At 41.5% G+C, this 25,468-nt stretch carries 25 protein-coding genes and 2 other annotated features; of the genes, 22 read left to right on the top strand and 3 right to left on the bottom strand.

All coding sequences use genetic code 11. The features are described 5' to 3' along the window. The first annotated feature begins 120 nt into the window (after positions 1 to 120). From ID12_RS17650 to ID12_RS17575, 16 genes are all read left to right on the top strand, one after another. Positions 121 to 849, top strand: a complete 729-nt coding sequence (locus ID12_RS17650; protein WP_007501691.1) for a response regulator transcription factor — start codon at positions 121 to 123, stop codon at positions 847 to 849. After that, positions 842 to 2,584 carry a two-component system histidine kinase PnpS gene (gene pnpS, locus ID12_RS17645; RefSeq protein WP_048001854.1) on the top strand — a complete coding sequence of 581 codons (1,743 nt, stop codon included), beginning with the start codon at positions 842 to 844 and terminating at the stop codon, positions 2,582 to 2,584. The genes ID12_RS17650 and pnpS overlap by 8 nt, the downstream gene beginning before the upstream one ends. 254 nt (positions 2,585 to 2,838) lie before the next feature. Next, complete coding sequence (gene polA, locus ID12_RS17640; protein WP_050827545.1) at positions 2,839 to 5,478, top strand: DNA polymerase I; 2,640 nt, start codon at positions 2,839 to 2,841, stop codon at positions 5,476 to 5,478. A 25-nt stretch (positions 5,479 to 5,503) separates the two neighbouring features. Further along, entirely contained in the window at positions 5,504 to 6,337 is an 834-nt protein-coding gene (gene mutM, locus ID12_RS17635; RefSeq protein WP_007501686.1) for a DNA-formamidopyrimidine glycosylase, read from the top strand. 174 nt (positions 6,338 to 6,511) lie between these two features. Next, complete coding sequence (gene ytaF / locus ID12_RS17630) at positions 6,512 to 7,144, top strand: sporulation membrane protein YtaF (protein WP_050827544.1); 633 nt, start codon at positions 6,512 to 6,514, stop codon at positions 7,142 to 7,144. A gap of 13 nt (positions 7,145 to 7,157) precedes the next feature. Beyond that, the gene (gene coaE / locus ID12_RS17625; RefSeq protein WP_050827543.1) at positions 7,158 to 7,763 is read left to right on the top strand and encodes a dephospho-CoA kinase; all 606 of its coding nucleotides are present in this window, start codon (positions 7,158 to 7,160) and stop codon (positions 7,761 to 7,763) included. Between the two features lie 172 nt (positions 7,764 to 7,935). Then, the gene (locus ID12_RS17620; RefSeq protein WP_008346043.1) at positions 7,936 to 8,958 is read left to right on the top strand and encodes a glyceraldehyde-3-phosphate dehydrogenase; all 1,023 of its coding nucleotides are present in this window, start codon (positions 7,936 to 7,938) and stop codon (positions 8,956 to 8,958) included. 235 nt (positions 8,959 to 9,193) lie between these two features. After that, positions 9,194 to 9,574: an adenosylmethionine decarboxylase gene (speD, locus tag ID12_RS17615; RefSeq protein ID WP_003216492.1), complete on the top strand. Its 381-nt coding sequence runs from the start codon at positions 9,194 to 9,196 to the stop codon at positions 9,572 to 9,574. A gap of 185 nt (positions 9,575 to 9,759) precedes the next feature. Then, positions 9,760 to 10,146, top strand: coding sequence for a hypothetical protein (locus ID12_RS17610; RefSeq protein WP_017358264.1), 387 nt, complete (start codon positions 9,760 to 9,762; stop codon positions 10,144 to 10,146). 4 nt (positions 10,147 to 10,150) lie between these two features. Beyond that, a complete protein-coding gene (nrdR, locus tag ID12_RS17605; RefSeq protein WP_003216720.1) occupies positions 10,151 to 10,609 on the top strand; it encodes a transcriptional regulator NrdR in 459 nt (152 codons plus the stop codon). Positions 10,610 to 10,708: 99 nt separating this feature from the next. Beyond that, positions 10,709 to 12,130, top strand: a complete 1,422-nt coding sequence (gene dnaB, locus ID12_RS17600; protein WP_017367826.1) for a replicative helicase loading/DNA remodeling protein DnaB — start codon at positions 10,709 to 10,711, stop codon at positions 12,128 to 12,130. Positions 12,131 to 12,147: 17 nt separating this feature from the next. Beyond that, positions 12,148 to 13,077 carry a primosomal protein DnaI gene (gene dnaI / locus ID12_RS17595; RefSeq protein WP_008346034.1) on the top strand — a complete coding sequence of 310 codons (930 nt, stop codon included), beginning with the start codon at positions 12,148 to 12,150 and terminating at the stop codon, positions 13,075 to 13,077. Between the two features lie 32 nt (positions 13,078 to 13,109). Continuing rightward, positions 13,110 to 13,748 (top strand): TVP38/TMEM64 family protein, encoded by a 639-nt coding sequence (locus ID12_RS17590; protein WP_007501676.1) that lies wholly within the window; start codon positions 13,110 to 13,112, stop codon positions 13,746 to 13,748. Positions 13,749 to 13,808: 60 nt separating this feature from the next. Continuing rightward, a complete protein-coding gene (ytxC, locus tag ID12_RS17585; RefSeq protein ID WP_008346029.1) occupies positions 13,809 to 14,678 on the top strand; it encodes a putative sporulation protein YtxC in 870 nt (289 codons plus the stop codon). 43 nt (positions 14,679 to 14,721) lie between these two features. Continuing rightward, positions 14,722 to 14,969, top strand: a binding site (T-box leader). Positions 14,970 to 15,014: 45 nt separating this feature from the next. Continuing rightward, the gene (thrS, locus tag ID12_RS17580) at positions 15,015 to 16,955 is read left to right on the top strand and encodes a threonine--tRNA ligase (RefSeq protein ID WP_048001859.1); all 1,941 of its coding nucleotides are present in this window, start codon (positions 15,015 to 15,017) and stop codon (positions 16,953 to 16,955) included. Between the two features lie 171 nt (positions 16,956 to 17,126). Then, positions 17,127 to 18,047, top strand: coding sequence for a methyl-accepting chemotaxis protein (locus ID12_RS17575; RefSeq protein ID WP_008346027.1), 921 nt, complete (start codon positions 17,127 to 17,129; stop codon positions 18,045 to 18,047). A 55-nt stretch (positions 18,048 to 18,102) separates the two neighbouring features. Here ID12_RS17575 and ID12_RS17570 read toward each other — a convergent pair whose 3' ends face one another. Next, entirely contained in the window at positions 18,103 to 18,882 is a 780-nt protein-coding gene (locus ID12_RS17570) for an HAD family hydrolase (RefSeq protein ID WP_017358259.1), read from the bottom strand. Between the two features lie 136 nt (positions 18,883 to 19,018). Continuing rightward, the gene (locus ID12_RS17565; protein ID WP_017358258.1) at positions 19,019 to 19,594 is read right to left on the bottom strand and encodes a DUF4352 domain-containing protein; all 576 of its coding nucleotides are present in this window, start codon (positions 19,592 to 19,594) and stop codon (positions 19,019 to 19,021) included. A 336-nt stretch (positions 19,595 to 19,930) separates the two neighbouring features. Beyond that, positions 19,931 to 20,062 (top strand) — a sequence feature (ribosomal protein L20 leader region). Positions 20,063 to 20,133: 71 nt separating this feature from the next. Here ID12_RS17565 and infC point away from each other — a divergent pair. The 4 genes from infC (at position 20,134) to ID12_RS17545 (ending at position 21,596) form a co-directional block, all read left to right on the top strand. Further along, positions 20,134 to 20,649 carry a translation initiation factor IF-3 gene (infC, locus tag ID12_RS17560; protein ID WP_024718649.1) on the top strand — a complete coding sequence of 172 codons (516 nt, stop codon included), beginning with the start codon at positions 20,134 to 20,136 and terminating at the stop codon, positions 20,647 to 20,649. A gap of 25 nt (positions 20,650 to 20,674) precedes the next feature. Beyond that, a complete protein-coding gene (gene rpmI, locus ID12_RS17555; RefSeq protein ID WP_003216324.1) occupies positions 20,675 to 20,875 on the top strand; it encodes a 50S ribosomal protein L35 in 201 nt (66 codons plus the stop codon). 31 nt (positions 20,876 to 20,906) lie between these two features. Further along, positions 20,907 to 21,266: a 50S ribosomal protein L20 gene (gene rplT / locus ID12_RS17550; RefSeq protein WP_007501659.1), complete on the top strand. Its 360-nt coding sequence runs from the start codon at positions 20,907 to 20,909 to the stop codon at positions 21,264 to 21,266. Positions 21,267 to 21,329: 63 nt separating this feature from the next. Continuing rightward, positions 21,330 to 21,596, top strand: coding sequence for a DUF1294 domain-containing protein (locus ID12_RS17545; protein WP_008346019.1), 267 nt, complete (start codon positions 21,330 to 21,332; stop codon positions 21,594 to 21,596). A 17-nt stretch (positions 21,597 to 21,613) separates the two neighbouring features. Here the strand turns inward: ID12_RS17545 and ID12_RS17540 are convergent, their stop codons facing one another. Beyond that, positions 21,614 to 22,018, bottom strand: coding sequence for a hypothetical protein (locus ID12_RS17540; protein WP_046527305.1), 405 nt, complete (start codon positions 22,016 to 22,018; stop codon positions 21,614 to 21,616). A gap of 178 nt (positions 22,019 to 22,196) precedes the next feature. Between ID12_RS17540 and ID12_RS17535 the strand changes: the two genes are divergently transcribed. Together ID12_RS17535 and cstA are read left to right on the top strand one after the other, a co-directional pair. Then, positions 22,197 to 23,285 carry a M42 family metallopeptidase gene (locus ID12_RS17535; protein ID WP_017358255.1) on the top strand — a complete coding sequence of 363 codons (1,089 nt, stop codon included), beginning with the start codon at positions 22,197 to 22,199 and terminating at the stop codon, positions 23,283 to 23,285. A gap of 349 nt (positions 23,286 to 23,634) precedes the next feature. After that, complete coding sequence (cstA, locus tag ID12_RS17530; RefSeq protein WP_039168858.1) at positions 23,635 to 25,431, top strand: carbon starvation protein CstA; 1,797 nt, start codon at positions 23,635 to 23,637, stop codon at positions 25,429 to 25,431. Positions 25,432 to 25,468: the final 37 nt, after the last annotated feature.

Below are 25,468 nucleotides of genomic sequence, written 5' to 3'. Positions count from 1 at the left end.
AATTTTAAATTGTTCTCTTGTTAAGCTTTCGTTAAAATGAAAGAGAAAGCATGACTTCTCGCTTTTCACATAAGATACAAAAAAACGGATGCAGGGGAAATCACTAATTGGAGGCACAACATGAATAAAAAAATATTAGTTGTGGATGATGAAGAATCAATTGTAACACTTCTAAGCTATAACCTTGAAAGGGCGGGCTACGATGTCGTCACAGCAAGAGACGGAGAAGAAGCGCTTGAAAAAGCAGCAAGTGAACAGCCTGATCTGATTGTGCTTGATTTAATGCTTCCGAAAATGGATGGCATTGAAGTGTGCAAACAACTGAGAATTCAAAAAATGATGTTCCCTATTTTAATGCTGACAGCAAAGGACGATGAATTTGATAAGGTGCTCGGTCTTGAACTTGGAGCCGATGATTACATGACAAAACCTTTCAGTCCTAGAGAAGTGGGTGCTCGGGTAAAAGCCATTTTGAGAAGAGCACAGCAATCTCAGCCGGCTCCCGTGCAAGAAGAGAAGGAAGAGATCATTGCAGACCAAATCAAAATTGGAGACCTGCGCATTTTACCTGAACATTACGAAGTCTATTTCCAAGAAGAACGTCTAGAGCTCACGCCAAAGGAATTTGAACTGCTTCTTTATTTGGCTAAGCATAAAGGCCGTGTCTTGACGCGTGATCTATTGTTAAGTGCGGTTTGGAATTATGACTTTGCAGGTGATACTCGTATTGTGGATGTGCATATCAGCCACTTGCGGGACAAAATTGAAAAGAACACAAAAAAACCAACATATATTAAAACCATTCGAGGCTTAGGCTACAAATTGGAGGAGCCAAAGCCAAATGAGTAAAGTGAGAACCCGCCTTTTTTCTGGGCTCATTTTTCTCCTGTTTATTGTGTTTGTTGCGCTTGGTCTTTTCTTGGATCATATGTTTCATATTTTTTATGAAACAAAATTAACCGAACGAATGGAAAAGGAATCGAGTTTTCTCCTTTCTTCAATGAATGTTGAAGATTTGAACGCGGAGCAAAACAAGAAGATTCTCAATCAAGCAAAGCAGCATCTCGATATGAATGCGTCGATTGTGGACGTGAAGGGGAATATCATACATACAACGGGTCAAGCAGAACAAAGAGCCGTCATTTTAAACACGCTGGAAAATGAGCAGCTCCAAACAAAAGGAATGTTCATTGAGGATGAGAAAGATGCGCTGTTTCATTATGCAGTTCCAATGATGAAACAAAACGAACCGGCGGGATATTTATTTCTTCATGCTTCATTCCAGCCTTTGAATGAGATTGACGGCCAGCTCTGGCTTGCATTAGCCTTTTGTCTTGGTTCGGCCATCATTATCATCGTCTTCTTTGGCTATCGCATGTCGATGAAGTATGTAAAGCCGATTGATTATGCCACAAAGGTGGCCAAACAGCTTGAACGAGGGAACTATGATACAAATAACTATGAAGAGCTGATCATTGAAACAAGTGAACTCAATACATCAATGAAGCGTCTGGCAGAAAGTCTTCAAGACATGACAAGCGCTGGCGAAATGCAGCGAGATCGTCTGCAAACAGTCATTGAAAACATTGGAGCGGGGATTATTTTGATTGATAAAATGGGCTATATTCACTTAGTCAATCGAACATTCCGCAAGCAATTCAAAGTGCAAAAACATATTTACATGCACAAGCTGTATCATGAAGCCTTTACCCATGAAGAGATTATTGAGTTAATAGACGAAATTTTCATGACAGAAACCAAGGTCCGAAAGTTTTTACGTCTCGCTGTTGACATCGAGCGCCGTTATTTCCAAGTCGATGGTGTCCCGATCTTAAGTACAGACGATGAATGGAAAGGGATTGTTCTTGTCTTTCATGATGTGACAGAAACAAAGCAACTAGAACAGATGCGAAAAGACTTTGTCGCTAACGTGTCACATGAATTAAAGACACCGATCACGTCCATCAAAGGCTTTTCTGAAACACTTCTGGATGGTGCCATTGACGATAAAGAAGCGCTCACACAATTTTTGTCCATCATCCTAAAAGAGAGTATTCGTTTAGAAACACTCATCCAAGACTTACTTGATCTCTCGAAAATTGAACAACAGCATTTTAAGCTGAATATTCAAGAAGCCAATGCGACAGAAATCATTCAAGAGATTGAAGTGCTGCTAAAACAAAAGGCTGCTGAAAAAGGCATTGACCTACAAGTGCGTGTCCCGAAAGAGCCGGTCTATGTCATGGCAGATCCGCTGAGATTAAAACAAATTTTCCTCAATCTGATCAATAATGCTCTCACCTATACACCAGAGGGAGGAAGTGTCACGATCACAGCAAGACAGAGGAAAGACAGCTATGAATTTGATGTAGCAGATACAGGGATCGGTATGAAAAAGAGTGAGATTCCAAGAATATTCGAGAGATTTTATCGAATTGATAAAGATCGAAGTAGAAACTCAGGCGGTACAGGGCTTGGTCTTGCCATTGTCAAACACCTTGTCGAAGCACATGAAGGAACGATTTCTGTTCATAGCAAACAAGGCAAAGGGACGACGTTTACCGTGAGTTTAAAGTCAAAATAGAGAAGAATGGAAAGTGACGTTAAAATTTACATGATCTTTACAATGAATTCATGTTTTGTTAATCAATCATTGGTAGGATGAATAGGAACCCCTTCATCCAAGGAGCCAATTTTGGAAGGACGAAAACACTTGTTGTTTTCGTCCCTTTTTTATGCAGGCTCGTCTATTTTCTTTTCAAAATAAACTTTGATAAAATGAACATACAATGTGCGAAAGAGACGGCTGAGCCGGCTCAGTCGATGGAGGATTAAAAGATGACAGATCAAAAGAAATTAGTACTTGTGGATGGAAACAGTCTCGCTTATCGAGCTTTTTTTGCTTTACCGCTATTATCCAATGATAAAGGCGTACATACAAATGCCATTTATGGCTTTGCGATGATCTTAATGAAGATGCTGGAAGACGAGAAGCCGACTCATATGCTCGTAGCATTTGATGCGGGTAAAACCACCTTCCGTCACGAGACCTTTAAGGAATATAAAGGCGGAAGACAAAAAACTCCGCCAGAACTATCAGAACAAATGCCGTTCATCCGTGAGCTATTAGATGCTTATCAAGTGAAAAGGTACGAGCTTCCGCAATACGAGGCAGATGACATTATCGGCACACTGGCTGTAGAGGCAGAAAAGGACGGCTTTGAGGTCAAAATCTTCTCAGGAGATAAAGACTTAACGCAGCTTTCAACAGACCATACAACAGTAGCCATTACGAAAAAAGGGATCACAGAAGTAGAATATTACACACCGGCCCATATCGAAGAGAAATACGGCCTCAGACCAGATCAGATCATCGACATGAAAGGGCTGATGGGGGACTCATCAGACAATATCCCAGGCGTGCCTGGTGTCGGTGAAAAAACAGCGATCAAATTACTAAAGCAGTTTGAAACGGTTGAAAATCTGCTTGATCATATTGACGAAGTCAGCGGGAAAAAGCTAAAAGAAAAGCTTGAAGAATATAAAGAACAAGCGGTGATGAGTAAAAAGCTGGCGACGATTCTCGTAGAAGCCCCAATAGATGTGTCAAGCAAAGAGCTCGCCTACGAAGGTCCTCACATGGAGCAGGTCATCTCGCTTTATAAAGAACTGGGCTTTCAAACGCTGCTAGAGCGTTTAGGAGAAGCGCCGGAATCAGATGAACCAGTAGAAATAGACGAACTAGACGTGAAGAAAATGACAGATGTCACGGAGGACATGCTGACAGATCACGCTGCACTTGTGGTAGAACAGCTAGGAGACAATTATCACGAAGCCGATTTGATAGGGTTTGCGATCCATAATGAGAACGGTGCATTTTTTATGACAAAAGAAGATGCTCTGCAATCTGAAGCGTTTAAACAATGGGTACAGGATGAAACGAAGAAGAAATGGGTCTTTGATTCCAAAAGAGCGGTTGTTGCGCTCAGATGGCATGATGTTGATCTTAAAGGTGTCGATAACGATGTCCTGCTCGCTTCCTATGTGGTCAATCCGCAGAAATCCTATGAGGACGTTGCAAGTGTGGCGAAGGAATATGGCCTGAACATTGCCCTTTCCGATGAAAAAGTTTACGGAAAAGGAGCGAAACAGGCGATTCCACCTGAAGAAGAGCTAAAAGACCATCTTGGAAGAAAAGCAGCAGCGATCTCTGCGCTGCATGATTTGACCCTTGAAGCGTTAGAAAAGAATGACCAGCATGAGCTGTATGAAGATTTAGAGTTGCCACTTGCCCTCATCTTAGGTGAAATGGAATCTCTTGGGGTAAAAGTGGATGTTGAACGCCTTCAGAAAATGGGTGAAGAACTCACGAAGAAGCTGAAGGAATATGAAGAAACCATTCATCGGTTAGCAGGAGAAACATTTAACATTAATTCACCGAAGCAACTTGGTGTGATTTTATTTGAAAAATTAGGACTGCCCGTTATCAAAAAGACCAAAACCGGCTACTCTACGTCTGCGGATGTCCTTGAAAAGCTTGAAGACAAGCACGAAATTATTCGGTCCATTCTGCATTACCGTCAAATAGGAAAGCTGCAATCCACTTATGTGGAAGGCTTAATGAAAGTGACGCGCAAAGATACGCATAAAGTGCACACAAGATTTAATCAGGCACTTACACAAACAGGAAGACTAAGCTCAACAGACCCAAACCTTCAAAACATCCCGATTCGTTTAGAAGAAGGCCGAAAGATTCGTCAAGCATTCGTTCCGTCAAAAGAAGGCTGGCTCATGTTTGCAGCTGACTATTCTCAAATTGAGCTGCGTGTACTCGCGCACATTTCTCAAGATGAGAACTTGATTGAAGCCTTTACGCAAGATATGGATATTCACACGAAAACAGCAATGGATGTGTTCCATGTCTCAGAAGAAGAAGTGACTTCCTCTATGAGAAGACAGGCCAAAGCTGTCAACTTCGGAATCGTATATGGAATTAGTGATTATGGACTGTCTCAAAATCTTGGGATTACAAGAAAAGAAGCAGCGGCCTTCATTGACCGTTATTTAACAAGCTTTAAAGGCGTGAAAACCTATATGGAGGACATCGTGCAGGAAGCAAAACAAAAAGGATATGTGACCACGCTTCTTAAACGTAGACGATATATCCCAGATATCACAAGCCGTAATTTTAATGTGAAAAGCTTTGCGGAAAGAACGGCAATGAACACACCGATCCAAGGCAGTGCCGCCGATATCATCAAAAAAGCGATGATTGATATGGCACGAAAGTTAAAAGAAGAGAATCTGCAGGCAAATCTGTTATTGCAAGTGCACGATGAACTGATCTTTGAAGCGCCAAAAGAAGAAATCGCCATATTAGAAAAAATCGTCCCAGAAGTCATGGAAAGCGCACTTCAGCTCGATGTGCCGCTAAAAGTCGATTTCGCTTCAGGCCCATCTTGGTACGACGCAAAATAAAGAGAGAGAAAAAGGAGCGAGGAGCATGCCGGAATTACCAGAGGTTGAGACCGTCCGGCGCACTCTTCAGCGGTTAGTCAAAGGAAAAACGATTGAAACGGTCGATATCAAATGGCCAAATATCATCAAACGTCCTGGGGAACCGGAAGAGTTCGCTAGAAGGATGGTAGGAGAAACCATTCAAACCATTGAAAGAAGAGGGAAGTTTCTACTCTTTCATTTAGACCACTATGTGATGGTCTCCCATTTAAGAATGGAAGGGAAATACCGTGTACATGAAACTGGTGAGCCTTATGATAAACATGTACACGTCGTCTTTACGTTCACAGATGGTACCGAACTTCGGTATCATGATGTCCGTAAATTTGGGACGATGCATCTATTTCAGCCAGGCGAAGAAGAAAAAGAACTTCCGCTATCACAGCTGGGGTATGAACCTTTTTCAGACTCATTTACACCAGACTATTTATGGGAGCAATTAAAGAAAACCTCCCGCGTGGTCAAAACGGCTTTACTTGATCAAAAAATCGTGGTAGGCCTCGGTAATATTTATGTAGATGAAGTGCTGTTTAAATCAGGCATTCATCCAGAAACAAAAGCGAATCAGCTAAGTCTTGCATCTTGCAAGGTGCTCCACAAACATATTATTGACACACTTCAAGTGGCTGTTGATGCAGGAGGTAGCACCATTCGTTCCTACATCAATTCACAAGGTGATATTGGGACTTTTCAGTTACAGCTTCTTGTATATGACCGGCGGGGAGAACCTTGCCAGACGTGCGGAAGTATCATAGAAAAAACAGTGGTTGGAGGGCGCGGCACTCATTTTTGTGTGACCTGCCAAAAACGCCCTTCATAAAAGTAAGCCGTCAGCATGCTTCCTTTTTGCCATGCATACGATAAAAAACATTCTTTTTTCAGCAAGGTGTAGACTGACACACAGCCCACCTGCTCTTCATATAGTGAAGAAGAGTCTAAGGACGCCTAGAGACTCTTGATCATCGTTGCATGAACAGAAAGGAAGAGTACAGGTATGATTTCGTTTTCGCTTCTGTTTTTAGCTATTGCCGTCAGCATTGACAGCTTTTCTGTAGGTTTTACGTATGGTCTTCGCAAGATGAGAATTCCATTTAAAGCCATCGTTATTATTGCTTGCTGTTCAGGAATTGTGTTGCTCATTTCCATGCTGATTGGCAGCCTGCTCACGACATTCCTCCCTGTCTCAGTGACAGATAAACTGGGTGGAGGCATTTTAATTGCCATCGGACTTTGGGTTCTGTATCAATTTTATAAACCAGCGAAAGAGCGTGATTTGCTCCTTCATGAAAAAACACTTCTCAATGTAGAAGTGCAGTCTCTTGGGCTTGTCATTCATATTTTGCGAAAGCCTACAAGTGCAGATATTGACCGCTCTGGCACCATTAATGGAATGGAAGCGGTGCTTCTTGGAATTGCTTTATCCATCGATGCATTTGGTGCAGGGATTGGTGCAGCGATTCTTGGTTTTTCTCCAATTGTCATGAGCATCACGGTCGCTGTGATGAGTTCTCTTTTTGTATGCATCGGACTGCGTGCAGGTCATTATTTGGCCAATTGGCGCTGGATCGATAAACTCGCATGCTTACCAGGGCTGTTGCTCATTTTAATTGGGATGTGGAAGCTGTAAAGGAGGAAACGAATTGACGCTCGTCATTGGATTAACAGGCGGGATTGCTAGCGGAAAAAGCACAGTCTCGCAGATGATAAAAGAGAAAGGCATTCGGGTGGTGGATGCTGATATCATTGCAAAAGAAGCGGTTTCTAAAGGATCGGCTGCCCTTCATCAAATCGTTCAAACTTTTGGTGAAGAGGTTCTTCTGCCAAATGGTGAACTGAACCGGCAGCAGCTTGGAGCGATCATTTTTTCTGATGAAGAGAAAAGAAAACAGCTCAATGCCATCGTTCATCCTGAAGTCAGAAAGGAAATGCTCGAGCAGCGTGATGAAGGGGTGAGCAACAATGAAGCATTTGTTGTGCTTGATATCCCGCTCCTATTCGAGAGCAAGCTGGAAGGGCTAGTCGACCGCATCATCGTTGTGTACACGACGCCTGAATTGCAGCTGTCGCGGCTCATGAATCGAAACGACCTGAGCGAGGAAGAAGCACTGAATCGCATTCACTCCCAGCAGCCTCTTGAGGAAAAATGCCAAAAAGCAGACCGCGTGATAGAAAACACAAAAGATCTTGCTTTTATTAGAAAGCAATTAGAGAACATATTAAACGAATGGGAACATACAGATAAGTAAGAGTACATACAGTACTCTTCTTTTTTTATGCTTTTTTCGTCAATTTCATTGCAAAGAACAGCCCTTTTTTGAAAATATACGTTTATATACTGGCAATTACATTCTAATGTGATATACTAATTTCATAAATAAATTTATTGAGTATAACACATAATAGAGGAGTGACCTGTTCATGAAGGTAAAAGCAGCGATCAATGGGTTTGGCAGAATTGGACGCATGGTCTTCAGAAAAGCAATGCTTGATGATCAAATTCAAATTGTAGCGGTGAACGCAAGCTATCCTGCCGAAACGCTAGCACATTTAATTAAATATGACACAAATCATGGACGTTACGAATGCGATGTGACAGCAGAAGATGACGCGTTGATTGTCAATGGCAAAAGAGTGCTTTTGCTCAATAATAGAGACCCAAAGCAGCTTCCATGGGGAGAGCTTGGGATTGATATCGTGATCGAAGCAACAGGGAAATTTAATTCAAAAGATCAAGCGATGGGCCATATAGATGCCGGAGCGAAAAAGGTCGTACTTACAGCTCCAGGTAAAAATGAAGACGTTACAATTGTAATGGGTGTCAATGAGGATGATCTTGATCCTGAAAAGCACGTCGTTATTTCAAACGCATCTTGTACAACAAACTGCTTAGCACCAGTTGTCAAGCTGTTAGATGATGAATTTGGCATCGACAACGGCTTAATGACAACGGTTCATGCTTATACAAATGATCAAAAAAATATCGACAACCCCCACAAGGATTTGCGCCGGGCAAGAGCATGTGCCCAGTCCATCATTCCAACGACGACGGGTGCCGCTAAAGCGCTTTCTTTAGTGCTGCCGCACATGAAAGGGAAATTACATGGACTTGCACTTCGCGTACCGGTTTCAAATGTGTCGATGGTTGATCTTGTGGTCGACTTGAAAAAAGATGTCACGGCAGAAGAGGTCAATGCTGCCTTTGCAACGGCTTCAAAAACATCTCTTGCTGGCATATTAGATTACACCGATGAACCACTTGTCTCCACAGACTTTAACACAAACCCTTATTCTGCTGTCGTTGATGGACTCACAACGATGGTGATGGAAGGCAGAAAAGTAAAAGTTCTTGCATGGTATGACAATGAATGGGGCTATTCTTGCAGAGTGGTTGATCTTGTAAAGTTTGTTGGTTCCCAGATGAAAGAGCTTTCAGCTGTTTGAAATGAAGAAGACTGAACGTCCCTTTTCAAGAAATGAGAGAAAATCCCACTAAAAACACAGCTTGCAAAATGGGTCTAAACAAAGTATACTATTTTTCGTGAACTTCTTGTTCGCAGACTCATTCGGGTATACTTAAAGGGTTAGGACCTCTTTGGACTAACTTTCCCCCGTGGTATATGTCCGGTCCGGCTGCTTAGAACTTCACTCTTTCATTCTTGTTTAAGGGGGGTCCATGATGGAAACAATCGGACGTCACGTTATCTCCGAGTTATGGGGATGCGACTGTGATAAACTGAACGACATGGATTTTATTGAAAAAACGTTTGTAAATGCAGCTTTGAAATCAGGAGCTGAAGTAAGAGAGGTTGCTTTTCACAAATTTGCACCTCAAGGAGTAAGTGGAGTTGTCATTATTTCTGAATCTCATCTGACAATTCACAGCTTTCCTGAACATGGTTATGCGAGCATAGATGTTTATACTTGCGGCGATCTAGATCCGAATATTGCAGCAGATCATATCGGAGATGAACTAGGTGCTGAAACAAGAGAAAACATCGAAATTCCTCGAGGCATGGGACCTGTACAAGTGAAACAGGCGCAAGCCAAAGCACTGTAAACATAAAAAAGATTGCAATGGGAGCTGGCCAAAAGCATTAAATGCCTTTGTGTTATGCTCCTTTTTATATTTGTTCCATACACGGGCATCCAGCATGATCTAACCTGTCTATACTTTTGTTCTAGGAAAACAAAGGTTTTTTTTATAAAATAAAGAAGAGGGTTTATGACAAAGGGGATACGTGTATGACTTTAGGGCAAAAGCTAAAACGATTCATTTCAAATCATACAGAAACATCTGACCATCATCCAGTGTCAGAACTGAAAAGCCATTACTACAAATCGACACAAACTCAAGTTTTTCAAGCGGTAGAAGCCGTTCTTTCAAGAAACGATTCCTATCAAGTGACATCTGTTTCAGCAGAACGAGGTGAAATCAGCGCAAACATACGAACGCCGAAAAAAGCTTTTCTCGTGGCGACTGTCATTTCAATTCGTCCTTTTGAAACAGCTGTCGATTTTAATGTGACAACAGAAACAGCGCTGCCAACAGACTTTGGCTACAGTCAAAAGGCTGTTTTGTCCCTCTATAAAGAACTAGACAAACAACTTCCAAGAAGAGATCGGAGCTGATGAAATGAAATGTCCCACATGTCAGCACCTTGGCACAAGGGTGCTTGATTCAAGACCAGTAGATGAAGGGAAGTCCATCCGTCGCAGAAGAGAGTGTGAAAGCTGTCAATATCGCTTTACGACGTTTGAAAAATTAGAAGAATTGCCATTGATAGTGGTGAAAAAAGAAGGAATTCGAGAAGAATTCAGCCGGGAAAAGATGCTGAGAGGCCTCATCAAAGCGTGTGAAAAACGTCCTGTCGCTTTAAAACAGCTTGAGGATGTCTGTTTTAACATCGAGAAGGAATTGCGTAACCAAGGCATGTCAGAGGTGAAAAGCGAGCTTGTAGGGGAAATGGTGATGGACGAGCTGGCGAAAATTGATGAAGTGTCTTACGTCAGGTTTGCCTCGGTTTACCGTCAGTTTAAAGATATCAATGTATTTATTGATGAATTAAAAGATTTATTAAAGAAAGAACGCTAAAAAAGAGCTGAAGATTCTTCATGCTCTTTTTCCTGCGTAAAGCGTAAAACGCAAAAAGAGTGTACAATGAAGACAACCGTATTAAGGGAGGATCAGCATATGACAGAGCATTGGAAGGAAGTGCTAGCCGTCGATCCGTATGTCGTCAAAAGCGCTTCATTGCTCGGTGACATCGATAGACAGCTTATTACTCTTTTATATCAGCCGCTTATTGGCATGTCCGCTTTCAGTTTATACATGACGCTGTGGGGAGAGCTGGAACAAAATCGAATGTGGGGGAAACCCGCACCTCACCGTCAGCTGATGGTGATGCTGCAAACGAATTTAAATGATATTTTTGAGGAGCGCTTAAAGCTTGAAGCGATCGGATTACTCCGCACATATGAACAGGAAACGGAAGAAGGCAGACTGTTTACATATGAGCTCGTGCCGCCGCTGAGACCGGATGAATTTTTCCAAGACGGTATGCTGAATGTCCTTTTGTATCATCGGGTAGAGAAAGCAAAATATATGCAGCTTCGTGATTATTTTTCTTATCCAGGAGTTCCTGCTGATGCAAAGAACATCTCCCGATCGTTTGAAGAAGTGTTTCACGTCTTGCAGCCAGGAGAGCGCAAGATGACAGAGGAAATCAATCAGGCGTCATCGCTTGACGAGGGCTACGAATATGTGACAGTTGGCTCAAGTCAGCCTGCACCGCTTTCAGATGAATCTTTTGATTTTGATCTATTGTTAGCAGGCATGTCGGATATGATGATTCCGAGAAAGGCTTTGACAAAGCAAGTGAAAGAGACAATTAAGAAGTTAGCGGTCGTCTATGGCATCACCCCACTGCAAATGCAAAATATTGTCGCAGGTGCCTGTGGTTCAGATCAGATGATATCAACTGAGGATCTGCGAAAAGCAGCGAGAGACTGGTATCAAATTGAATACAGAGGTGAACAGCCGAAGCTGATTGATCAAAAACAGCCAAGGCATTTACGTCACAATGTCACGCAGAATTCAGGTGCAGATGCGCCTGATGCGAAATTGATTGAAAAGCTTGATCATATTTCGCCTAGAGAGCTTCTAAAAGATATGGCAGATGGCATTGAGCCGACGTATGCAGACTTAAGAATTGTTGAAGATATTATGCTTGAGCAGCAGCTAGAGCCTGGGGTCATGAATGTCTTGATCTACTATACACTGCTAAAAACGGATATGAAGCTGTCCAAAACATATATGCAGAAAATTGCCGCCCACTGGGTGCGAAAGAAAATTAAAACCGTGGCAGCTGCTATGAAAATTGCCAAAGAAGAGAATAGGCAAATGACAGAATGGGCGCAGCAAAAAAATAAGCGTCAATCATATGGATCAGGAAAAGTGATCCGCGAGGAGAAGCTGCCTGACTGGATGAAAGAAGCTGAAACGAAAGAACAGCCAAAAGAACAGACAGATAACTTGTCTACAGAGGACCTCGAACGAGAAAAAGAAAAATTGTTAGATCAGTTTAATAATATGAAAAAGTACAATGCACATTAATGTGAGGTGAGATGGAGATGAAACCGATCGGTCGTTCATTTGATCAGCTAAAAGGGCGGGTAGATTTTCGCGTGAGATACAATCAGATTAAAGAAAGTGTCCTAGCTGATGAAGATGTAAAAGCTTTCTTAAAGGAGCATCAAGAGGACATCCAAGAAGACATGATCAATCGCAGCTTGAACAGGCTCTTTGAATATGTACAACAATCAAAGGGCTGTTCTTACTGCTTAGAGGAAGAGAATGTAAATGTCATTTTAGACGGGTATCACCCGAAGCTTGTGATCAAAGGTCAGAGCATTGATATTGAATATTCCCCTTGTCCTGTCAAACTGCGGCTTGATAGACAGAAAAAACAGCAAGAACTCATGAAAAGCATGTACATTCCGCAGAATGTTCTTCAAGCGACGTTTGCTGATTTAAATGTGGTTGGAAGACAAGAAGTCATTCAAAAAGTAGGTCAATTCCTGCAAAGTTATGATGAAACAGGTAAGGGCAAAGGCCTCTATTTACACGGGAAGTTTGGGGTCGGAAAAACATTTATTCTGGCAGCAATTGCGCAGCAGTTAGCGGTAAAAGAGTATCCATCTCTCCTTGTATACGTACCTGAATTTGTGAGAGAGTTAAAAAATTCGTTAGCCGATCATACACTCGAAGAGAAGCTGAATATGGTCAAATCAACACCAATTTTAATGCTTGATGATATTGGAGCAGAGTCGATGACAAGCTGGGTACGAGATGAACTTTTAGGAACAATCTTGCAATACCGCATGGCAGAGCAGCTGCCGACTTTTTTCTCTTCTAATTTCTCACCGAATGAGTTAAAGCATCACTTTACGTACTCACAGCGTGGGGAAAAAGAAGAGGTGAAGGCAGCTCGATTAATGGAACGTATTCTCTACCTAGCTGAACCAGTTCTGCTTGAAGGGGAAAATCGCCGTCATTTATAAAAAGATAGGTCACGTGAAGGGGAGCGGATGAAATGAATAAAAGAAAATGGCTGCTTTTCCTCGTGATTGGCGTTCTAGCTGCTGTGCTATGGTGGCTCAACAAACAGCATCTTCAACTGTCGCCGAAAGATGTGAAAAATTGGATTCTTCAATTTGGGATGTTGGCTCCCTTTGTCTTTCTTTTCTTATCACTTTTTCGTCCATTTGTGCTTGTCCCTCTCACCGTCTTTTCGCTAGCAGCAGGTTTGGCATTCGGCAGTGTCCTTGGGACCATTTATGCCTTAGCTGGTGCGACAGCAGGTGCAACAGGATCTTTCCTGCTTGCCTCAACCTTCCGTTCAAACAAGCAGGAAACCGAATCAAGCAATCGGAAGCTAAAAGCGGTGACGTCCCGTATTCAAGAGCATGGATTTCTTTATATCCTCTTATTACGCATTGCGCCCATTCACTTTGATTTTGTCAGTTATGCCGCAGCAGCTTCACGTGCGAATTATCGTGCATTTGCGGCAGCGACTTTTTTAGGATTAATACCTGGTACTGTGGCGTTAAATGTCCTTGGATCAAGCTTTGTAAGCGGAAATTATGCCGCCTTAGCGATTGTTTGTTTGATTTATTTGATCTTTATCTCAGTGCCACTGATTTTAAAAAGAAAGATGCCTGATTTATTTTAGGCGTCTATTTTTTATGTTCCCCCCATATATATGTAACAGATGTCGTTAGGGGGGACAAACATGCTTGAAATAATCTTTGAAGATGAATATGATACCGCCGCTTTTTTACATCTTGCTGAACACTTGGACAGTCGGCATCACATTTCGATTCAACAAGGGAAAGACCGGCTTCTCATAGAAGCGAAGAAATCAGGAGAAGCCATTGAGCACATTGTGCGGACATTACTGATTCACTTTTTTTTGGAATGCAAAGAAAATGAACGCATGCGCAGCATCCTTGAAAACACATACTTATTTAAAGATCCAGAAGAGCAGCACCAAATTCTTTCAATCGCCCATAGCATCATGAAAGGGGATCTAGATGATATTCCTGGAATTCATCAAGACCCGCCGAGGGAGGATCTGTTAAAAAAAGAGCTTGAGACGATTTCTTTACAGAAAGGTGTTTTTTCCATTGGTTCATTTATGACATTTAGGCTCTCAGCGTATGACAGAAGGCTGAAGAACTATGTTGAAGTATCCATCGAAGAATATAAAATGGAACAAGAATATCAAAACTTTATTCAATCCCTTCGAGACTATGTGATGTCAAGAGAACCTAAGCTTGAAAAAGTACATGTTGTGCATCAGGACCGCCTGATGATTTGGGAATTTCGGTACGCTTCTGAGCGTGATCAAAAACAATACATAGACAGACAGTTTGTAAGAGAGCATCCAATGTATATTGATTCGCAGTTGATTGCACCGCTTGTATCCATTGCGCCACAAAAGATTGACCTATTTACAGATGATACGGGTCACTCGATGGTGCAAACCATTCAAAATATTTTTCAAGAAAGAGTTGAGGTATTCCCTCCTCATTCGTTTCAGGAACAGCATGTTCAATTTGTTCCTAGTCATTTGGAAAAGAAAAGTGAAAAGCTTTCTTGATTTTCACGAAAAAACGTTTTATAATACGGTGTAACTTCATACAGAGACCGTATTGATAAGGACATGAACAAATGAACACCCGCTTAAAGAGAGGGAAGCCGTGGCTGAAAGCTTCCTAGCGTAGGACCATTTGCTTTACCACCTTTGAACATCAGCTGTGAACTGTTTAGTAATAGCTGACGGGAATTCCCGTTATTGAACCACAAGCCGTATTTGTTTTTGACAAAGCAAGCTGCAAATACGGGAAAAAGGGTGGAACCACGATTCCGTTTATTCAACCTCGTCCCTTTCCAGGGGGCGGGGTTTTTATATTGCCAAAAAAAGGAGTGACTAGAGATGTCAGAACAAATTCAACTTACATTTCCAGATGGAGCAGTCAAGGAGTTTGACAAAACAGCTACAACAGAAGACATCGCGGCATCAATTAGCCCAGGCCTAAAGAAAAAAGCGCTTGCCGGTAAATTGAACGGCAAAGAAATAGATCTGCGTACGCCGCTGTTAGAAAGTGGAACAATCGAGATCATCACAGATAAGAGTGAAGAAGCGCTCGATATTATGCGACACAGCACAGCGCATTTGCTTGCACAGGCAATCAAACGCATTTATGGAAAAGAGTATCACGTCCAGTTTGGCGTAGGCCCTGTCATCGAAAATGGCTTTTACTATGATGTCGACATCGATGTAGCGATTACACCTGAAGATTTACCAAAGATTGAAAAAGAAATGAAAAAAATCATTAACAGCAATTTGCCGATTGAGCGCATTGAAGTTTCAAGAGAAGAAGCGAAAGCACGCTTTGAAGCAATTGGCGATGAATTGAAGCTAGAGCTGTTAGAAGCAATCCCAGAAGGCGAAGCCGTCACAATTTATGAGCAAGGTGAATTCTTCGATCTATGCCGAGGTATTCACTTGCCGTCTACAGGGAAAATCAAAGAATTCAAGCTGTTAAGCCTTGCAGGTGCTTACTGGAGAGGCGACAGTAACAACCAAATGCTTCAGCGTATTTACGGAACAGCTTTCTTCAGCAAAGAAGAATTAAACGAGCATTTACGTCTGCTTGAAGAAGCAAAAGAGCGTGATCACCGTAAACTAGGCAAGGAATTGAAACTGTTTGCGAACTCTCAAAAGGTGGGCCAAGGTCTTCCGCTCTGGCTGCCAAAAGGGGCAACAATTCGCCGCGTCATTGAGCGTTATATTGTTGATAAAGAAGTACGCCTTGGTTATGAGCATGTGTATACACCCGTTCTTGCGAGTGTAGAATTGTATAAAACATCAGGCCACTGGGCGCATTATCAAGAAGACATGTTCCCTGTGATGGAAATGGACAACGAAGATCTTGTCCTCCGTCCAATGAACTGTCCGCACCATATGATGATTTACAAAAACGAGCCGCATAGCTATCGCGAATTGCCAATTCGGATTGCAGAGCTTGGTACAATGCACCGCTATGAAATGTCAGGTGCTTTATCCGGCCTTCAACGTGTTCGCGGGATGACATTAAACGATGCTCATATCTTTGTTCGTCCAGATCAAATCAAAGACGAATTCATTCGTACAGTTCGCCTAATTGAAGAAGTGTATCAAGACTTTGGCTTGAATGACTACACATTCCGCTTATCTTACCGTGATCCAGAAGATACTGAGAAGTATTTTGACGATGATGCAATGTGGAATAAAGCGCAGTCTATGCTGAAAGATGCAATGGACGAGCTTGGACATGACTACTATGAAGCAGAAGGCGAAGCGGCATTTTATGGTCCGAAGCTTGACGTCCAAGTAAAGACAGCTCTTGGAAAAGAAGAGACTTTGTCTACTGTACAGCTAGACTTCTTACTTCCAGAGCGTTTCGATCTCACATATATCGGAGAAGATGGAAAACACCATCGTCCAGTTGTCATTCATAGAGGAGTTGTGTCCACAATGGAACGCTTCGTTGCCTTCTTAATTGAAGAATACAAAGGAGCTCTTCCAACATGGCTGGCACCTGTACAATTCCAAGTCATCCCGGTTTCACCATCTGTCCATCTAGATTACGCGAAAAAAGTGCAAGAACGTTTGCAGCTTGAAGGACTGCGTGTAGAACTAGACAGTCGTGATGAAAAAATAGGATACAAAATTAGAGAAGCGCAAATGCAAAAGATTCCGTACATGCTAGTTGTCGGTGATCAAGAAGCAGAAAATGGCGCGGTCAATGTAAGAAAATATGGGGAACAAGATTCAGAAACAATGGACCTCGAAGCTTTTGTGAAACATGCAGTCGCAGAAGCAAAAAAATAATGAAGGCGCACGAAACAGTCAGTGATCTCATCTATTGAGGTTGCTGGCTTTTTTCTTATGGAAAAAAATTCTCCACTAGTGATCCATTTGCGCAAATGATACGTTTAGATAGTACGAAAGTATGGGTAAGTATGTACTATTAGAGAGAGGCAAATTGGGGGAATGAAAGCGATGATTCAAACAACAAACACTTCATCAACACAAGTATTGGAGCAATCAGCTGTGCTTCGTGCGCTAGAGCACTCACTGGCGATGATTGAATTTGATGTCACAGGTAAGGTCCTATGGGTCAATGATATTTTTGCAAAAGCCATGAGATATTCAAAGGAAGAAATGATTGGTTTAAAGCATAGACAGTTTTGTCCTCCGCATATTGCAGAAGACGCAAGTTATCAAATGTTTTGGAAGCGTTTGAAGAATGGTCAAGTGTTTCAGGAAAAGGTGCAGCGGATCACGAAGTACGGTGACACCTTATGGCTTGAAGCGACGTATACACCAGTGCTCAATGAAGAGGGGAATGTAGTGGCTGTCGTGAAAGTGGCAACAGATATTACGGAGAGAGAAAACACAATGAAGCAGGTAGTAGAAGACCTAAAGGATATGTCTGCAAAATTAATGGAGCGAGCGGAAATCGGCATCCAGCATAGTCAAAGTGTAAATGCTTCTTTTGAACATATCGCGAATGAAACGGATCAAAATATGAGTTTGCTAGAAGGGTTAACAGAGCAGGTGGAGTCGATCAGCTCAATTGCTACAACGATTAACAGTATCGCTTCCCAAACGCAGCTGCTCGCATTGAACGCGGCCATAGAAGCTGCGCATGCGGGTTCCTATGGAAATGGCTTTAGTGTCGTCGCGGCAGAAATCCGTAAGCTTGCGACAGATTCAAAGGAAGCGATCGTAAAGGTGGATCGTTATGTGAAGGCGATCCATTTAGAAGTTGAAAAGGTCAGCAACGGAACAAGCCGTGCAAAGACAAGTGTGTTTACAAACCGGGATCTTGTCAAGCAGGCAAGCGAGGAATTCATGAATGTAGGAGAAGCAGCACGCGGCTTAGATCGTCAAGCACAAAGTTTAGCAGCAATTGTATAGCCGAAAACGAAAAAACACCCAATCTCGATCAGGAGAAGGGTGTTTTTCCTATGGTTTATTTTAAAATATCAAACAATTCGTGTAAGTCTTTAATTTCATAATCTGGTGTCACATCTGTTTCATTTTTCTTGCCATGACGATTGATCCAAACGGTTTGGATGCCAGCGCGAGAAGCGCCGAGAATATCTGTTTTTGGATTATCTCCTACCATGATGACATCATCTTTTGTGAGATTTAACAGCTGAAGGCAGTGCTCAAAGATGCCAGGATCAGGCTTTCCTTTCCCGTAATCTCCTGAAATCACAATTTCATTAAAGTAAGGGGCAAGTTCCGGAACACCTGCAAGTTTTTCTTTTTGCAGACTAGGATCTCCATTTGTTAAAAGAAGTAATTCATAGTTGCCCTTCAGGCGCTCTAAAACAGGATACGTTTCTTCATAGACATACGGGCGTTTTCTGCGCTCTGCTGCAAAGAAATCTGCTAAGTATTGACCAAATGCTTCATCGTCAATTCCTGCCTCTTTTAAGCCGTTTGTCCAAGCGTTTTTGCGATACTCTGGTGCAAGGGCGTTCAGCTTTTGAAAGCCTTCGCTAATCGGCTCACTAAAATTGGACCACAGTCCTTCAAAAGGATTAATGCCAATCATGACAGTATAATCATATGTTTCATAAGAAGAGTACAGCTTTCTTGCTTCTTCACGCACAATCTGTTCAAACGATTCTGGATCAAGTCCATATTTCTTTTCCGCTTCCCTGCATGTTTCCTGAAAAGTGGTATGAATGCTTTTTTCATCCCAAAGCAAAGTATCATCTAAATCGAAAAATACGGCTTTCATGATCTTCTCCCTTGTTATGTATGTAGTTACCCTCAATTGCATGTGACAGGCTCATGTTCATTTTACAATAGAAGTTTTAGAGTTTAAATAGATTATTTAGTAATAAAAAAAGTGCACAAAAATGTGCACTCTTACATTATTTTGATAAATCAATGGTCTTATACTTACCGCCAGTCCATCCTAATCCTGATGAGACTTGAAGCGAGAATTTCTTTTCGTTTGGAACTTCAAAAGCAATTCTGCCTTTTTTAGATAATTTAGGATTTATTTGTTTTAAGAAGAAACTTGAATCGGTATCATTTACATACATATTATTTGTTGCAAGTGATTTGTATTCTGTGCCGTCTTTGCCAATTAACCTGAACATCTCAGTATCTACCATTCTGCCTTTTTTACCTGTATTTTTGACCGTTACTTCAACAATCACAAATTTGCCGTCTGTCGTTACATCGCTCATATACTGTTTTTGTAAAGATTTCGCTTCTGTTACGCTGTTTACTTGATAAGTAAAATCTTCGACTGCTACTTTATCTCCAATTTTATGCGTTTTTTCTTTATCATTTTTCTTTTCGCTACTCGTTACTGCATTTTTAGAACCAGTATTTGATGTATTATCTTTTTTGCTGCCGCCCCCAGCCATACAAGATACAAAGATAATAATCAAAATGAGAATAATGATACTAAGACACCCAATCTTAAAAAACTTTTTCAAATAAATCCCCTACTTTTCCTTAATTTATTAAATGAATTTGAATACTTCTCCAATGATAAGTCTAAAGAATTATAAAATCAATCATTTTTTTGAAAAAATAGATATATAATCCTTTTTTATATGGAATATGATTTATATTTTTGTTTATTTATGTATACAACTTGATTTATATCGGTGTGATAATGAAAAATTGAAGGATTTGAAGAGACTTTATTTCTTTTTAAATAAGGCTTGCCCAAATCGTTTCGTCATGCTAAAATGAAAAAGTTGTTTCAAGAGTTCGGTTACTTGACGGACAAATGAAAATTGTGTAGAATAGTTAACGAATTGAATAGATATCACAAGCAGAAGCACCCGCTTCTCACCTGATTGACACATGTTTGTAGTTGACAGGTTGACCGTACATTTATTTTTTCATGCAAATGTTCGCAGTGTGGGTGTTTTATATGCCCACACTTTTTGTTTGCCTGTAAAACATACAACGAAATGGTCAAAATGAATTGTGAACTCAATTCAAAATCTCATGGAGGTGGCTCACTATTAGCAAAGATCAATTAGTTAATGAAGGTATTCGTGCGCGTGAAGTTCGTTTGATCGGACAAAATGGCGATCAGCTTGGGATTAAAACCCGCCAGGAAGCTCTGGAAATTGCTACGAAAGCCAATCTTGACCTTGTGTTAGTTGCTGCAAATGCAAAACCACCTGTTTGCCGAATCATGGACTATGGTAAGTTCCGATTCGAACAACAGAAGAAGGAAAAAGAGGCACGTAAGAATCAAAAAATCATTAGCTTAAAAGAAGTTCGGTTGAGCCCGACAATCGATGAACATGATTTTAACACGAAGCTCCGTAATGCAATCAAATTCCTTGAAAAGGGAGATAAAGTGAAAGCTTCTATCCGCTTTAAAGGCCGTGCGATTACGCATAAAGAAATCGGACAGCGCGTGTTAGACCGTTTCTCTGAAGCTTGCGCTGAAGTAGCAACAGTAGAAACAAAACCTAAGATGGACGGACGCAGCATGTTCCTCATGCTTGCACCAAAAGTCGAAAAGTAAAAGTAACAGAGGGAGGAAACATCCAATGCCAAAAATGAAAACTCACCGCGGATCTGCTAAACGTTTCAAAAAAACAGGTTCTGGTAAACTTAAACGTTCTCATGCGTACACAAGTCACTTGTTCGCTAACAAATCTACAAAGCAAAAACGTAAATTGCGTAAGAGCGCAATCGTAAGTGCTGGAGATTTCAAACGTATCAAACAACAACTTGCAAACATCAAGTAATCTGGAATAGGAAACATAGGAGGGAATTACAATGCCAAGAGTAAAAGGCGGAACTGTGTCGCGTCAGCGTCGTAAAAAGGTTCTTAAATTAGCAAAAGGTTATTTCGGTTCAAAACATAGATTATATAAAGTAGCAAACCAACAGGTGATGAAATCTGGAAACTACGCTTTCCGTGACCGTCGTCAGAAAAAACGTGACTTCCGTAAACTATGGATCACTCGTATCAATGCTGCAGCTCGTATGAACGGTCTTTCTTACAGCCGTTTAATGCATGGCTTAAAGCTTTCTGGTATCGAAGTAAACCGCAAAATGCTTGCTGATCTTGCTGTGAATGACCTAAACGCATTCAACCAGCTTGCTGATGCTGCAAAAGCACAACTAGACAAGTAAGTCATATAAAAGATCATTCCGCCAAGGAGTGATCTTTTTTTCTCATCATGTGAGGTGAAATCAATGAATATCGCTCTGATCGTGCTGCTCATCTTGGTCAATGTCTATGGGTTTTGTCTCATGGGAGAGGATAAACGCCGAGCGAAAGCACACAAATGGAGAATATCAGAAGCGCACTTATGGAGTGCCGCAGTACTTTTTGGTGCTGCTGGGTCATTTCTTGGCATGCAGTATTTCCGTCATAAAACGAAGCATCCTGCCTTTCAAATGGGTATGCCTGCTTTAATTGTTGTCCAATTGGTGATATTGGTCTATCTCAATCTCATCTGAAAAGGGAGCAGACGCCGTTAAGTCGGCGTATCTGCTCCCTTTTTTTGTTTGATTTTTTTGATGGGCTGATCCCAATCAATTTTTGTTTGAGGATACCGTTCAATGATGTTGTCCTCAAGTTTTTCAAAGTCTTCTAATGTGAATTCATTTAGCTTCTCAGGTGACTCCGTCCAAACGTAAATGGAGTGGACAAACAGAGGATGATCCTTAGAAGGAACATGCTTCTCCCCTTCAAACAAGACACCTTTATAGACGAAATTAAAATTTTTACGGGCATTTTGCTGTTCGTCCATAAAATAAAAGCCTTCTTTTAATTGTGCTTGTTTCAGCTTTCTTCTCGGGTTTGAGAAGAATTTTACCGCCATGTAGAATATATAGACAAGCAATGCAACAAGAGCAAGTCTAATGAGGATGACAAACATGACAGGATGCACCTCCAATACCGTTATCTGATGTACTACGAATGAGAAAGACAAAAGGTTTCAACTTTTTTAAAAAAATATTTCGATTAACGAAAAAATATTCATAAAAAGATCGTATTGAACGAAAGAGGTTTTGTATAATAAGAATGCACCATGAAGAAAAAGGAGGATACACAGAATGACAAAACTAGATCAAACATTAACTATGCTGAAAGACCTAACGGATGCAAAAGGGATTCCAGGAAATGAACGTGATGTAAAAAAAGTCATGCAGTCATACATAGAAACATATGCGGATGAAGTCTCTACAGACCGCCTTGGCAGCTTAATTGCTAAGAAGGAAGGAAATGCAAATGGGCCTAAAGTGATGCTTGCTGGTCACTTAGATGAAGTAGGATTCATGGTGACAAAAATCGATGACAAAGGCTATATTCGTTTTCAAACGGTCGGTGGCTGGTGGTCTCAAGTTATGCTGGCGCAGCGTGTCACCATTGTGACGAAAAAAGGAGACATTACAGGTGTGATTGGTTCTAAACCGCCACATGTTTTATCACCAGAAGCACGAAAGAAATCAATCGAAATCACAGATATGTTCATTGATATTGGGGCTTCGAGCAAAGAACAGGCAATGGAATGGGGCGTCCTCCCTGGAGATCAAATCGTACCTTACTTTGAGTTTACGGTAATGAATGACGAAAAAATGCTTCTTGCAAAAGCCTGGGACAACCGTATCGGCTGTGCAGTAGCGATTGATGTCATGAAGAATTTAAAGGATACTCAGCATGAAAATATTGCATACAGTGTAGCAACTGTCCAAGAGGAAGTTGGCTTACGTGGAGCTAAAACAGCTGCAGCTACCATCCAGCCTGATATTGGATTTGCTATTGATGTTGGAGTAGCAGGTGATACACCAGGTATTACTGAAAAAGAAGCAACAAGCAAACTTGGCAAAGGACCAACGATTGTTGTGTTCGACGCTTCCATGGTTTCTCATAAAGGGCTTCGCGATTTTGTTGTCCAAACTGCAGATGAATTAAACATTCCTTATCAATATGATTCCATGCCAGGTGGAGGAACAGATGCTGGAGGTATTCACTTAACAGGTCATGGCGTTCCATCACTATCCATCGGGATTCCAAGCAGATATATTCATACCCATGCAGCCATGATTCATCGAGATGATTATGAAAATGCGGTGAAGCTTTTAACAGAAGTCATCAAAAGACTTGATCAAAAAACGGTCGAACAAATTACGTACGGTTCTTAATGATAAAACCTTTCCTCAGTATGGGGAAAGGTTTTTTAATTGCGTTGAATTTCCCAGGAAATGAACTTTGGAATGTAAGTTGTGTCAAAAGAACTGTTTTCAGTAAATGAAGTGATATTTTTCTAGTGAGGAAGGCACATGTGATCTATCTTGTATTTATGTAAGATGAAATCAATAAAAAGGACAGAGCCAATTGAGGCTCTGTCAAAAGAGAGTTTATGGAAGTAGGTGAAGCTTATTTTAGATTAAATCAATTATTCCTATTTGTCAACTAGGTTTTAAAAGAAAGAAAAATCACTCAATTTATGTTATATTTGTAACAAATTGTTTATACAAAGGGGATGGTTAAATGAATGCGGTTTCAATTGTGATAGGATCGATGTGTATTTTAGCGATTGCCTATCGCCTCTATGGCACGTTTATGATGGTGAAGGTACTAAAGGTCACAGATGATCATCCTACACCGGCTCATGCACTCGAGGATGGGAAAGATTATGTGCCAACAAACAAATGGGTCACATTTGGGCATCACTTTGCTGCAATTGCCGCTGCTGGTCCATTAGTTGGTCCGATTTTAGCCGCACAATTTGGGTATTTACCTGGTCTCCTTTGGCTCTTAATTGGAGCGGTGATTGGCGGAGCTGTTCATGATCTTGTGGTCTTGTTTGCTTCGATGCGAAAAAAGGGGAAATCACTATCCGAGGTAGCGAAAGAGGAGCTTGGTCCTGTGGCAGGATTTTGCACAGGGCTCGCCATGTTATTTATTATTACAATTACAATGGCAGGACTGTCCATGGTTGTGCTTCATGCTTTAGAACGAAATCCTTGGGGAACCTTTGCAGTTGGTATTACCATTCCAATAGCGATGGGAGTCGGCCTTTATTATAAAAAGACAGGCAATTTAAAGCTGGCGACATCTGCGGGATTCATATTACTGATGTTGGGGGTATTCCTTGGACCGAATATTCAAGGAACAGCACTTGGAGATTTGTTAACACTTGATACAAAAACGCTTGCTCTTGCCCTGCCAATCTATGCGTTCTTTGCTGCGGCCCTGCCGGTTTGGTTGCTTTTGGCACCAAGAGACTATTTAAGCAGTTTTATGAAAATTGGTGTTTTCATCGCGCTGATTGCGGGAATCTTTGTGGTTAATCCAACCATCCAATTTCCGGCGTTTACGGAGTTTGTAAATGGAGGAGGGCCTGTCTTAGCTGGACCTGTATGGCCTTTTATTTCGATTACCATTGCTTGTGGTGCGATTTCTGGTTTTCATGCATTTGTTGGCTCTGGCACAACGCCAAAAATGCTAGATCGTTGGAGTGATATGAAGCCGGTGGCGTTTGGCGCGATGCTCGTAGAATGTTTAGTGGGAATCATGGCGTTAATTGCCGCTACTGCGCTTCATCCGGGAGATTATTTTGCAATTAATAGTACACCTGAAGTGTTCCGTACGCTTGGTATGAGTGTCGAGAATCTTCCTCAACTAAGCAAAGAAATCGGTCTTGACTTAGAAGGAAGAACAGGTGGAGCTGTTACATTAGCTGTAGGGATGGCGTACATCTTTACGGGTATTCCGTTCTTTAGTCATTTGGCCTCTTATTTCTTCCAATTCGTGATTATGTTTGAAGCCGTCTTTATTTTAACGGCGATTGACGCAGGAACCCGTGTCGCGCGATATTTGATCCAAGACTTCTTTGGAGAAGCATATAAACCGCTGAAACGAAATGACTGGGTACCAGGGTCAGTCTTTGCAAGTGCACTTGCTTGTTTTATGTGGGGATACTTGCTTTACTCTGGAGACATTGGGTCCATTTGGGCACTCTTTGGCGTGTCAAACCAGCTAATGGCCTCGGTCGGATTAATCATTGGGGCGACGGTTGTGTTAAAAATTGCGGATAAAAGACGGTATATGTTGACTTGTTTAATTCCACTTGCTTACTTATATGTGACGGTGAATTATGCGGGTTATTGGATGGTTGCGAATGTCTATCTCAATCCTGAAGCATCTGGCTACAGTGTACTGAACGCCGTGCTTTCGATGATTATGCTGATTTTAGGTTTTGTCATTATCGTGTTCGCTATTAAAAAATGGATCGAGATTTGGCGCGATCCAGCTCTTCGAATGGAGACACCAATCACTGGCTAAATGAACAAAGCCGGCTTGCTCATAGATAAGCAAACCG

This window comes from Bacillus altitudinis (assembly GCF_001191605.1).
Classification (GTDB): Bacteria; Bacillota; Bacilli; order Bacillales; family Bacillaceae; genus Bacillus; species Bacillus altitudinis.
This window is presented reverse-complemented; position numbering and strand designations above follow the sequence as displayed.